The following is a 14,032-nucleotide window of genomic DNA, read 5'->3' as shown; positions in this document are numbered from 1 at the left end:
TCAAACTACTAGATTTCTAATAAGCATTCCCCAACCCTAAAGGGTGGCTTATTCTTCATCTTTGATTTTGCTTCCTTTAGGGCCGGGGATACAAAAATCGATTCCACGTTTTTTAGCTCCTCCTCTTTGAAGAGGAGGCTGGGAGGAGATGTTCACTTACCTACCCCTCTTGAATCCCTAGTGCCAAATCTGTCGATTGGTAGATTCTTGTTCCTTCATTCCAGAGATATGCGTTTGCAATTAATACCAGTGTATCTCCTCGTTTTTCGATGGTTTTAAAGTGCACTTCTAGGTGCATATTTTCTACATTCACTTTTATTTGACCACGATATTTCCATTCGGTTTTGTTGTTCTCTACTTGTACAAAACGCGGATTTTTAAAATCTTTTCCTAGGTCTTGTTGTAATGCAAATAATTGCATCGCTTGTGAGATTGCTTCTACACCTAAAGACCCTGGCATTACTGGGTCAGAATAAAAATGACAGGTAAAGAACCAGTCGTAGGTATGTATTGCTTTAGAACAATGGATATATCCTTTACCAAACTCTCCTCCGTTTTTAACCACTAAACCACTGTCTAAAAGATCTAGTTGATTTTCGGCCAAGCGGAAGGTATTTGTTTTATCATTTTCTTTATACAGCTTCATTTTTGCATAAAGAGAATCAAGCTTGATTTGGAAGTAATTTTTGGTGGTCAAGTTGTTTTGCACATACCAAGCTGCGACATCCTCTCCTTTATCGAGACCTACTTGCTGCGCTAAGGCTTCCTTAGGAAAGAATCCAAAAGAAGAAAATCCTTTATAAAACACGTGTCCGTCTACAGATACTTCAAATAGGTATTTCTGGATCACAAAACCTCCCAATGAGGTAGAAGAGGTTAGCGTCGATTTATTTGCGATTACTTTTCCTCTAAAATCTGTACCGGTAGGCAAGTCAAACATTTCTCCATCACCATCTAGATTTCTAAAGTATAAATCCTTGTCTGGAAACTGTAGCGTACTTCCTAGATATGCACCTAATAATCCACAAGGTTGTAAAGCGATTTCCATCAATACCGCATACGGCATCGTCATCGAGGCATTTTGCTTGTAATACCAAGCATCTTGAGGCACATCATATTCTGTCCAGATATTTGTTGGCTTTGAAAAATCAAAACGCTCTCCGTCAATTTTAATCACACGGCTTACCACTTGTAAGTCGGTATTAGGTTGGCGCGATAATGATCTGTTATCATACACCGCATATTCTGGACCAAAACAATCTGCAAGTCTACCTAAAGCAAATGTTTCAATATCGTTCTCGTTTAAAAGTACATTCTCGGTTATTTTTTTAGGTTCCTCTAAGTATTTTGGATTGTCTTTTTCTCTTAACTGCAATCCTAGATTTTCAAAATGTACGGTAATCACATCGTCTACAATAATCTCCAAATCTCCTATCACATAAGGATCAGGTAATAACCCGATATCTTTTATCACTAAGCGGTACACTAGTTTTTTATCATTAGGCGTCACCTCTTTCCTACATCGTACTTTTTGCTGTACTCCATAAATAGGCTGAAAACGAGCATCTTTTTTAAGACGTTGTAGTCCTAGCATCATCATAAAGAAGCGCAATAAGTTACCGCCGCCTTCTGCTTGCAAAGAACCTGCTAGCACTTGGTCATCTCTAAAGTGACAAGGAAAATACCAATCGTCTGGACTCAGGTCTTTTTCGGCTATAATTTCTCCTAAACCATAAGCTCCTCCGTGCACATCTGCTTTGGTAATGCGATCTAGCATCAACATTTTTTCTGGAGCTAGACGTATAGATTCATTTCTGCCATTTGGGAAATATGAAATATCATCAAAACATTTATGTGCATCTCCATTGATGAGATGTCTTAGATCTTCTATGTCAAAAGCAGTTTTCTTAGTGGTCAAAAAAGGAATGAATGTTTTCTTTTCTACACCTGCCAGTGCTTTCTTTTCACCGTCTGTGTATACCACTCCGTTTCCTTTACTTAATTCTTCATCAGTAAAGAAACCAGCAACACCGTTCGTCATTTTTAAGACCATACGATCTTCTACAAAACACTCGTAGCTAAAGAAAAACAGCAAATTACCGCCATTTCTTACAAATGAATTGATAGATATATCATAGCGTAATGTTTGCCCTTCAAAAGGTAAATCATCTAGAAAAGTAAGCGTACAATCTAGAAGGCGATACACATACTCTCCCTTATTTTCAAGATCAATTCCTAGATAAGAAATCAACATCAAATCACATTGTCCAGACTCTACAGAGACTGCCCAAGGAATTTGTGTATCTGTCGCATAGCCAGAATTGTATGGAATATCATACTCGGTTTGCATGGTAGACGGCTTATACTCTCCTAGCTTGGCATCAAGACCTGTGACTCTGCTTACTAATAAGTAAGGATCCATAGGTAACATTACTCTACGTTTATACTGGTCAATAACATTGTATTCTGCTCCAAAAACATTACCAATTTTCCCTTCAGAAAATTCAATAAGATCTTCTTTGGTGAAAATGATGTTCTTATCTTTTAGATGATTTGGGTCATTGTAATCTTGTAATTTTAAACCATTTTCTCCGATTTTAGTCGCAGTTTTTGGCTGTTCTGTATCTATCATACTAGCTATTTTTTCTACTCTATGTGTGGTGGTTGTTTTTACGCTTTCGCGAAAGCGTATACTTGCATCTTCAGTTTTTTCTAGAGAAGCTGTTTTTTCTTTTCGTTTGATTGTGGCAAACTGTTGCTTCATCTCCTCAGATAATAACACGTCATATACAGGGGTACCACCTGTTGTTACTTTTTTAGTGAATCGTTTTTTGACGGGTTCTTGATTAGCATTAGGATATAGCAAGCTCAAATCAATGTCGATCCCGTTTGAAATTAATTGTGCTAGACACTCGTATAATGATTGTATAGAACTTGTGCCTTTTTTATCAATCGCACAAGCGGCGTGATTGTTTTGATCTAGTGTATCTTTTATCCAGCCAGTACACGTACTATTAGGACCAAGTTCTACAAAAGTGCTAAACCCGTTGCTAGACATTTTTTTCGCGAAAGCGGGAAAATCAACAGTCTTATAGCACACTTTTGTCGAATTCTCTGCGATTTTCAGCGAATCCATAGGGATTTTCTCCCCTGTTAAGCTAGAGTAAAAATCAATTTCTGGTTTATTTTCTATTGGGAAATTATGCATTTCGATCAATCCGTCATACTCTTTTTTACAGAACTCATTGTGGATAATATTTTGAAAAGGCACCAATACCGATGGACAATTAAGCGCAGCAATCAATGCTTCGCACTGGCTTTTATCGCCAGAAACGATTAATTCTTTTTCGGAGTTTACAAAAGTGATGGACACTTTATCAAAAGCTGAGATTTGTGTTACTACTTTTTCTTTAGTTTCTAGTAAAATCCAACTCTGCCATCTTGCTTTTGCTTCTTCTGAGCTGATATTCCATTCTTCGGCTAAGAGTTCTAGATTGCCAGAAAACTTGTTTTTAAAAATAGGGGAGTTGCGGAATACTTTTGTTCCCTCACCTGGATTCCAAATACCAAAGGAGTACCACATGGAGCTACATTCTCCCATAGAATAGCCCATCGCAGCTTTGGGTTGTACGCCAAAATAAGTCGTCAATATGTGCGTGTACAAGGTCGAGTACAATACCCCTGCAGACATCATAGAGATGGCATCTTCTTGAATGTTGGGTGAAGGCGTTGTACTGTCTTGCTTTTTCGGGAATAAATAGTCTAAACCAAAGAAGTCTTTCAAGTTGGGAATATGATTCTCAAAATCACTTAGCAGATTAGGAAAAAACTGAAATAGATCTTGCCCTAAGCCTTCATAAGTAGTTGCCGAACCTGGATATACAAATGCCAAATCTCCTTTTGTACCACTCGGATTTGGGCTAAAGAAAGAACCGCTAGGTAGTTTTATATCTGTGTTTTCTGCAAAGGACTGCTCGAGTTTTTTATCAATAAAAACGATGTCTTGCGCTATCGTTTTTGTGGTTGACGCAATAAGAACAATACTGTAAGTTGCTTTTGTGGTTGCTGCTTTATCAAAACAAGCTTGTGCAACAAATGCTAAGTCATTAGTAAGTATGTCTTCATTAAGTTGTTGTAACTGTACCTTAAGTTCTGCTGGCGTATTTCCTTTTAAAACAAATAAATGCTTCTCCAAGAAATTGTCAATGTTGTGAGGTTTAGGTTGTGTAAATTCTGATAATTTTACACGAGAATGTGCGCTCAAATTTACCAATGCTTGTCTGGGCTGTTCTGTTTCATTAACCCAAGGTCGTGATAGGCTAGGGAAGTAGTAATTACTGTTTTTAAAAGCATCATTCTTTACCGATCGCCAATTTGGAATTCCTGGAATAAATTGATGATATACACACAAGGCTGTTTTTACAATAGAAGCGAGTCCAGCCGCTGCAAACGTATGACCAATATTGGTTTTTACAGATCCTAAGGCAATTTTACTGGTAGGATTATTGGCTAGTAGCTGTGTTTGTTCCAATTGATTTTCTTGGTCAAATCCAGAGGCTACAAGTTCTTGTAAGGCGATATTCTCAGTGATTGCGATATCTCCTATAGCTTCAATTTTTGCAAAGATCTTATCCTTCTCATCAATGCGGTCACTTGCTTTTAATACGATAGCAGAGGCTCCTTCACCTATTAACCAGCCATAATCATCTACATTAAAAGATAAACTTGGTTGTTTATCTTGATTTATGCTAGTCACTAGATTGCGCAACAATACCGCTTCCATACCAGCCGAAAAATCTACAGCTCCCACAACCACAGCATCTACTTCGCCTAGAGAGAGCATATTCTGCGCTACTTCGAGAGCTCTCGTTGTTCCGTTATCACCGTTTGTAATCGTAAATGAAGGCCCATTAAAATCCCATAAAGCAGAGATACGACTCGACATAATATTACCCACAAAACTAGTGTGCTGACTAGGCGTTTGTACATTGCCTATCTGGTATAATATATTGCGACACTCGGCAAGTAATGTTTCTTTTTGTGTTTCTCCTAGTGCAATACCCGCACTGTCCAGCGCTTTGTCTAATTGCCACTGACTGTCCCAACGCGCTAGATAATGATGTATCGCAAGTTCAGGATTCATAGCAATTAGCACCGCTACGTTTTCCCCTCTTTTTAGATTAGATTTTTGAATCGCTTGATCTGCAACTTTGAGAATAAGCGCCTGTTGTGGCTCCATAGTGCTAATCTCATTAGGCTGGATTTTATAGCGCATCAAATCCATATCAAAGTCCTCTATAAAGTTTCCTTTAATAGGATTTTGAGTATTTAGACCAAACGTAGCGAGCAGTTCGTCATTTTTCTCAAAGCCCTTCCATCTCGTAGATGGCATTACAGAGAAGTGCTGTTTCCCATTAAAAATGGATTGATAAAACGTTTCCAGATTATCACAATCTCCAAAATGAACTTCCATACTCGTGATGGCCATTTCTTTCAAAGAGACATCCTGATGCTTTTTAATTTCCTTTTTTTGATAGCTTTCTACAACGAGATGGGCGTTTGTACCTCCAAAACCAAATGAGTTTACAGCGGCTTGTTTATCTTTTGCTTCCCATATCAGCGGCTCTTCTATAATTTGCTCACGTGAAAACCAACCATTTTCAGACTGGATCGCCGTTTCCATATTAATCCCTGGAGGAATCATATCATGCTCCATAGATAGTAAGACTTTCATTAAGCTAGGCATTCCCGCAGCCGTAAGCATATGTCCCATATTTGACTTTACAGAACCTAAACGTACCTTTTCTGGATTGTTACTAAAAAAGGTTTCAAGCGAATTGATTTCTGTAACATCACCCAGCGGAGTTCCCGTTGCGTGACATTCTATGTAAGAAGTATCCTCTTTTTTAATCGTGCCATTATAGGCTCTTTCGTAGGCTAATGTTTGTCCTTTGGGATTAGGGCTTAATAAGAATTTACCTGCACCATCGTTTGATAATCCAATTCCAGAAATAACCCCTATGATATTATCTCCATCTCGCTCTGCATCAGATAAACGTTTTAATAGAATCATTCCAGCACCTTCAGAAGATACGAGTCCAGCAGAATCTTTATCTAGAGGAGAGTATTTTTTATCGTGTGCTGCATAAGCGTGAAAAATAGAAAACCCCATATGGATAAACAACTGATCAGACGAGCAAACAGCTCCTGCGAGCATCATATCTGCTTTACCCGTTAATAGCTCATCACACGCCATCTTTATAGCATATAAGGAAGAAGCACAAGCGGCATCTAGGTCAAAATTGGTTCCCTTTAAACCAATGGTATTCTTCACTAATTCCGAAACATCTCCTTCTATAGGATTGTTTTCTGGAATCTGAAATTCCGTTGCTGGCATTTCAAAATCATCAACTTTCAACAAGGTTTTAATTCCTTTTTCAAGTGTTTGTGTATAGACAGGCGCAAGAATTTTATGTGACGATTTTGTAGGGAACGATAAATTCCCAAAAATAACTCCGCAACGATCTAAAGCTTCTTCATTCTTCCAGTAGCCTCCGTGTACCAAAGCATCTTTTGTAACCTGTAGACCCCATTGATACATTTGGTCTAAACTGTCTAAATCCTTAGCCCCAAAATCTGCACTATTAAAACTATAGTCACGTATATACCCACCTCGTAAGGAGTAACAGCTATCTATAACACCTTTGTTTTTATTATAAAAGAGTTCTGGGTCTGCGCCAAAATCATCTTTTGTTGCCATACCAGTTAAGTCCTTTTTATCCATAAGGTTGTTCCAAAACTCTTGAAGTGTTTTAGACCCTGGAAAAAGGGATGACATACCGATAATTGCTATTTTTTCTTTCATTTTTTGTAGCTACTTGAGACGATTATTGCAATACATGAGAAATAACTTTTACCAAACTAATTCTCTTGAAACAGTTAATCCGGCTCCTTTTGTAAACAAAATAACATCTTCGTTATCGTCATAAACGGTGCAGTCTGCAATCATTTTCGTCTCTGTGTTTTCTTGGATTTTTATGTGTACGTAGTAACTTTTGTTAGCTTGAATTTCTCCGTAAACCTTCCCTTTTAAAGTCTGTAATGGCAAGCTATTAGCGCCATTATGATATTTTTGTACCCAAACCACCATTCCTTGATATTGAATATCTAAGAAGAATGCATTCAAACTTGTACTAGGGAACTGACCTTGATCTTCATAAGAAACCGCTGGAGCTTTACATTTTAATAATACGTGCGATTCATCCATCGCAATAACCTCCTCTATGCCTTGGTAAAAAGCACCGTGGAATAACGAACCATCTTTATAAAAAGTAGCTCCGTCTATTTTATTCTCAACTAGTTTTGGTGTTTTGAATGTTGGTTTTTCAGTACGCTTTCGCGAAAGCGTAACTGTAGCTCTATAGTGATTGAGTGGTAGTTTTGCTCCTTTACTGTACACGCTTACCTCACAGACGATGGTGTCTGCTGTTTTTAATTGTTCTTTCACTTTCGTGAAATAAATCTCCTTCTCAGTCCCGTCAAACACAATTCCTTTGAAGAGTTTTACATCTTCTATGCTTGCCAATTTATAATCTGGAAATAATTTTACACAAGAATCTGCCATCCAAGCCGTAGCATTTACCATGGGTAATACAGGGCTTCCTTGAATTACGTGATGATTCAAAAATGTATTCTCTTTGAGGCTCAAATTCCGTTGAATAGTATACGTTTTTAGGTCTCCAGAAATATCTGAAATACCAGCTGGCAATGTACCGCCGATGATCACTTGAGGTTGGTTATGATATGCACCATTTAATTCTTGAACAAAACGAGCCGCGCCTCCAGGGTGATTTACTAAAGAAACACCAGCCTCTTTAAACATTTTTTGTAGTTCTGGACTTACCATTCCGCCTTCCCAAGCTCCCCAGTTTATTGCGGTAACTTTAGTATTAGGGTGGTTTGTACTAAATAAATGTGCGGCAGTACTCAATATTTCATTTGCCATTGCATAATCAGATTGTCCTACGTTTCCGTAAAAACCAGCGACCGAGGAGAACATAATGAGATGTTTCAACTCATTTATATTTACCATTTTTAGAAGGTTTAATAAACCGTCCAATTTCACGGAAGTGACATTGTCAAAAATTTCTTCTGTTTTATCTTGAATGAGTTTATCTGCCAGTCGGCCAGCACCGTGTATGATGCCTGTGATTTTACCCCACTGCTTTTCTATCTTTAGCAACTCTGGTTTGATGGTTAAGTTTGTCACATCACCAGCTACATATATGGCATCTCCACCAGCTGCTTTGATCGTAGCAATAGTTTCTTCTATCTCTTTTTTGGCAACATATTTATTGAATAGACTATTTAATCCTTTAATCGAAACTTTCTCTCCGCTAGCTTTCAAATCCTGCATAATAGCGTTCTTCAGCTTGGCAGGGTTATTTTCTTTTAACGCATATGCTGGTAATTCAAAATCTAAAGAGGATCTACCTAGTAAGATGAATTTAGACTTAAAAGCTGCGTTCATTTCTTTGATACACGTAGCCGTAACGCCTCTACCACCGCCAGCAACTAAGAAAACATCTTTATCTGTAACTGTTTGTTTATAATCATCTGTAGCAGCAACTTCATTGGGGGTAACCTCGTAAGTCATTCTGCCTTTTTCATTAATAGCTACATCAACATAACGTACATCTGCATCGTGTAATTCTAAAAATAAATTATCGGCAATTTCTTCTGGGGACAACTCGGGCTGTGCATCAATGGCTCTACAGAATACAGGAGACCATTCTAAGTTCATACACTTAGTCAACCCTGATAATCCGCCTGCGATGATAGAAATATCTGAACGCTGGTCCATACCAAATTTCCCATCTAAACGAGAAACCGTCATAAAGGCTGTGCGCTGTGTTTTGCTCGTTGCATTTAATGGAGCTTGTAAATATTTAGCCAGTAAGAATGTGGCTTTTAATAAGGTGCGTTCTATAGCAAAATGCTGTGTGAAATTATGACCAGAAAAGGTGAAATGTGGGTGTAAATACATAAAAGCCCCAATTTCATTATTGGCTAAGATGCTATCTACAGCGTTCTTAATGTTTTGATTGTTTATTTCGGCAATCGAAATTCCATCTTTAATGGATGTATTCTTTTTAATTGCGTCAAATTGAAGTACAATAACCTGATGTCCTTCACTCTCTAATTTAGTTTTTACAGCAAGTGTAATAGGACCTCCTTCATCTGTTATGACAACAGGTTTTAAAGCAGGAATATCTTGCACTAAAACATCAATTCTAGGAATAACCTTTAAGCCAATTGATTTTCTTGGTACACCATGAAAATTAGTAGGTAAGGAGAATTCTTGTTGAATTTTATTTTCCTTACCTACATTGTTTTTTTGTTCTGTAGTTAAGCTAGGCTCAGACTTTTTTTTTTACTTGAAATACCTGCCTTTGCAGAGATGTAGTCAACAATTTCTTGCAATGTTCTAAGCTCTGTTAAGTCGTTAGGGTTGATGTCTGATAGCTTGTCAGATTGCTCTGTGATTGCTCCAAATATTTCTACACGTTTTATAGAATCGATACCAAGATCTGCTTCCATGTCCATACTTAGTTCTAGCATCTCTGCCGGGTATCCCGTCTTATCTGCTACTACGCTTAACATCAAGTCTAGCATTTCTGAATTTCCTTCAGTAGGAGCTGCTGTCTCAACAATAGGAGTAGAGAATAAATCGGTGCCAACAACTTCTGGAGAAGCTGTGACTGCTGTTTCAACTGTTGCAGCCGTTGTGCTTATTCCTGCTTTTACAGAGATATAATCTACAATTTCTTGTAATGTTCTAAGCTCTGTTAAGTCGTTCGGATTGATGTCTGATAGTTTATCTGACTGTTCTGTGATAGCTCCAAAAATCTCAACACGTTTAATAGAATCGATCCCGAGATCTGCTTCCATATCCATGCTCAGTTCTAGCATTTCTCCAGGATATCCCGTTTTATCTGCTACAACGCTTAACATAAGGTCTAGCATTTCTGAGTTGCTAGAAGTTGTTGTTGTCGTTTGCGCTGCAGGAGCGGCAACAGGAGCGGTAACAACCTCTTTTGCCCTTTGTGCAACTGGAGTTGCGGTTGTACGTATTCCTGCTTTTGCTGAGATATAATCTACAATCTCTTGCAGTGTTCTAAGCTCTGTTAAGTCATTAGGGTTGATGTCTGATAGTTTATCCGATTGCTCGGTAATCGCTCCAAAAATCTCCACACGTTTAATAGAATCAATCCCAAGATCAGCTTCCATATCCATGCTTAATTCTAACATCTCTGCAGGATACCCTGTTTTGTCTGCTACAACGCTTAACATAAGGTCTAGCATTTCTGAGTTTCCAGCGATTGGTGTCGCTTGTGCTACTGGGGCAGCAACAGGAGCTGCTACTATTTCCTTAACAGTAGGAGAAACTGGAGTTGCTGTTGTACTAATTCCTGCTTTTGCAGAGATATAGTTTACAATTTCTTGTAATGTTCTAAGCTCAGTTAAGTCATTAGGATTGATGTTTGAAAGCTTATCAGATTGCTCAGTAATTGCTCCAAAAATCTCCACACGTTTAATAGAATCGATGCCTAGATCTGCTTCCATATCCATGCTTAGTTCTAACATTTCTGTAGGATATCCTGTTTTGTCTGCTACAACGCTTAACATAAGGTCTAACATTTCTGAATTACCAGTAGCAGGAACGGCAGTTTCTACTACAGGTGCAGAAGCAGGGGTTGCAAAATTCTTTTCTACGGTAGGCTGCACAGCAGTAGGAGTCACAATTGGTTTTGTTACAGGGGCCTCAGGAGCTGGAGTGTCAATAGATAGTCGAGCTGTAGGAGCTTCTAGAATATTTTCATCTGGGGCAAGGTTTCCAGATAATAAGTTTAGTAATTGTGCGGTTTGTTTATTTTGTTCCATCAAAATAGTTTGGAACATATCTAATGTTTTAGATTGATTCTCTTTGATGCCTTCTATGGCACTTTTAATAACATCTACCATCATATCTTCTTCTGTTTCTTGGTCTGTAAGATCTTCTTCACTTGTGTATGTAGGAACTGCGTTTATCACTTCTGAGATAACTTCTATTTCCTTAATATCTTCTTCAGTTTTAATAATATCTGTGGCGCAACTTACTTTAAACCCGTTATTCAACACATCTTTATAGGCTTTTTGCGTTGCTGGACTCACATAGTTGTTTCCTGCAATTTTAACGGCTACTTTAGGCTCAGTTACAGGCTTCTTTTCTTGACGAGCATTGCGATCAATTGCATTTAATTTACACCCTAGTACTTGTAGCTGTATTGCTGCTTCTCTGATTTGTAAGTCACTGTCTTTTGTTGCTTTTGCATTTGTAGTAACTACAAAATGCTCTTTGTCTGCCAGTATATCTTTTACCAGGTTTGTAAGAATAGACTTAGGTCCAAACTCAACAAAAACCCTCGCTCCTGCAGCATACATATTTTCGACCTCGCTCTTAAAGTCAACTGAATTTAAAATATGTTGTCCTAAAATTTTCTTAATCTCACTTGGCTCAGTTGGATAAGAATTTCCAGTAGAATTTGAGTATACCGGAATGGTAGGGCTAGTAAATTCTATAGTCTCTATACTTTTTTCAAATGGTTTTTGAGCATGTCCTACACAATCTGTGTGGAAGGCTGCAGAGACAGGTAATAAGATAGAGCGGTATTTTTTACTATCTAATAGTGTCTTAGCCTTAGTAATACCTTCTGTGGTTCCTCCTAAAACTATTTGACTCGAAGAGTTGATATTCGCAATAGAAATATCTGGTATAGTGGTAATCAAAGGTTCGATTTCTGAAGCCGAAGCTTTTACGGCTAGCATTGTGCCAGCGTCACCACTTGTATTTTTACCTGCCATGGCATTTCCACGTGCGATAGCAAGCGTCATATAATCATCTTGACTTATAACTCCAGAAGCACAAAGAGCTGTAAGTTCACCAAAACTATGTCCAGCGACCATATCACTTATAAAACCGGCATCTTTGAATACATTGTAGTACCCTAAACTAATAGCCCCGATTGCGGGTTGTGCAAACTCAGTATTAGTAATGTTTTTTTCTAAAATAGCTTTATCCTCTTCTGTGAATACAGGTTTTGGATATATTTTATTTGCTAAATCATATCCTTTTTTGGCATCAAAATCTGCAATGGTTTGTTGTATCCTTTCAAAACTACAGGTAGCTTCTTTTGCCATGTTTGCATACTGCGAACCTTGACCTGAGAATAATGACGCAACTTTTGTAGTACTCGAGATTCCATTAGGTCTAAAGAATACGCCTCTAGGGTGAGACCAAGCATTCTTATTGCTTTCTAATTGTTTGATTGCAATTTCAAGTTTTGAAATACAATCAACGAGAGACTCGGCTACAAAGCCTAAACGGGCTTCACTTTTCTTTGCTGTGCCTTGTTTTGAATTTTCTTTTAAATTGTAGAATGCAGTGTTCGCTTCTTTGCTATTTAACGCAGTATGAGCATTTTTAAGAAGCGTTAATAAGTCTTCTGTATTCGCTCCTTTAATGTATATACTATGAAAAGATTGATGTATTCTATCTGTAAAAGAATTTTTCTTTTCATATTCTTCCATTGCAAAATGGACATTAACACCACCAAAGCCAAAAGCAGACAATCCCGCTCTACGAGGAACCCCATTTTTAAACCAAGGTCTTGTTTCTGAATTTACGTAAAAAGGAGAGTTTTCTATTCCAAATTTGTCATGCGGCTTTGTAACATTTATGGTGCCAGGTAAAACTTTATGATATAGCGCTAAGGCTGCTTTAATCATTCCGGCTGCACCTGCAGCAGCTTTGGTATGTCCTACTTGTGATTTTACAGAGCCTATCCCAATATTATTTTTTGTCGCATTGTTTTTACCAAAAACCATTGACATAGACTCAAATTCGGCAGCATCACCAGCTCCAGTAGCAGTACCATGACCTTCTATTAGTCTTACGGTAGAGGCATCATAACCTGCTTCATCATAGGCGCGTTGCATAGCTAGCGCTTGTCCTTGTGGACGGGGAGCGTAAACCGATTTATAGCGACCGTCACTAGAAGAACCTACACCAGTAAGTAAACCATAAATTCTATCTCCATCACGCTCTGCATCTTCTAATCTTTTTAAGACAAGCATTCCTACACCTTCGCCTATTAACATACCATCAGAGTCTGTATCAAATGGACGAATACTTCCCTTACGAGAGAATGCTGGCGTTTTAGAAAAGGACATGTACATAAAAGGAGAATTGTCTGTATCAACTCCTCCTGTTAACATCATATCACATCTTCCTTCTATTAACTCAGAAACAGCCATTTTTACAGCTGAAAGCGAGGCGGCACAAGCAGCATCTACTACAGAGTTAATACCTCCTAGATCAAAACGATTTGTAATACGGCCAGAAATAACGTTACCTAACATACCTGGAAAAGAATTTTCATTCCATCCTATATATGCTTTCTTCATTTTATCTACAATGTGAGGAATGTCTGTATCGCTTATTCCACTACTTCTCAAAGCAGCTTCCCAAATAGGAGCTTGTAATCTAGAAGTAAGTGGGGTAATCAATTTTTGTCCACCACCTACACCGAGAATAACTCCTGTTTTTTCTTTTAATAACGCTGTAAACTTATCAGATTCTCTACCATAACCCGCATCCTCAAATGCATCTCTAGCAGCTATTAAAGCTAGTAATTGAGAGGCATCTGTTACTTCCAAAATATTAGGAGGCAATCCAAATTCCATTGGATTAAAGTCTACATCGGGAATAAAACCACCTTTTTTGCAGTATGTTTTATCTGCAACCATAGGATCTGCATCGTAATAATCTTCTATTTTCCAACGCGATGCAGGAACATCTACTATACTATCTTTTTGACTTATAATATTATTCCAAAACTGCTCTACATTTATTGCATCTGCAAACATAGCAGATAAGCCAATAATTGCTACAGGCGTTTTTTTGAGTGAACTATTAATAGTGTCCATATTT

3 protein-coding genes are annotated in these 14,032 nt (G+C 38.0%); all 3 read right to left on the bottom strand.

Annotation, left to right across the window (positions count from 1 at the left end; all coding sequences use genetic code 11):
- Nucleotides 1-160 precede the first annotated feature (160 nt).
- The 3 genes from JM84_RS11175 to JM84_RS11165 all read right to left on the bottom strand — a co-directional run bounded on the left by JM84_RS11175 (nt 161) and on the right by JM84_RS11165 (nt 14,028).
- Nucleotides 161-6,865: a PfaB family protein gene (locus tag JM84_RS11175; protein ID WP_144784298.1), complete on the bottom strand. Its 6,705-nt coding sequence runs from the start codon at nt 6,863-6,865 to the stop codon at nt 161-163.
- A gap of 48 nt (nt 6,866-6,913) precedes the next feature.
- Complete coding sequence (locus JM84_RS11170) at nt 6,914-9,280, bottom strand: SDR family NAD(P)-dependent oxidoreductase (RefSeq protein ID WP_144784296.1); 2,367 nt, start codon at nt 9,278-9,280, stop codon at nt 6,914-6,916.
- A 128-nt stretch (nt 9,281-9,408) separates the two neighbouring features.
- Nucleotides 9,409-14,028, bottom strand: coding sequence for a type I polyketide synthase (locus JM84_RS11165; RefSeq protein WP_144784293.1), 4,620 nt, complete (start codon nt 14,026-14,028; stop codon nt 9,409-9,411).
- Between the last annotated feature and the right edge of the window lie 4 nt (nt 14,029-14,032).

The sequence above is a fragment of the Dokdonia sp. Hel_I_63 genome (assembly GCF_007827285.1).
GTDB lineage: Bacteria > Bacteroidota > Bacteroidia > Flavobacteriales > Flavobacteriaceae > Dokdonia.
This window is presented reverse-complemented; position numbering and strand designations above follow the sequence as displayed.

Excerpts from the sequence above, each read along its gene's own strand:
- JM84_RS11175 (WP_144784298.1), bottom strand. The coding sequence starts at position 6,865 with ATGAAAGAAAAAATAGCAATTATCGGTATGTCATCCCTTTTTCCAGGG.
- JM84_RS11165 (WP_144784293.1), bottom strand. The coding sequence starts at position 14,028 with ATGGACACTATTAATAGTTCACTCAAAAAAACGCCTGTAGCAATTATT.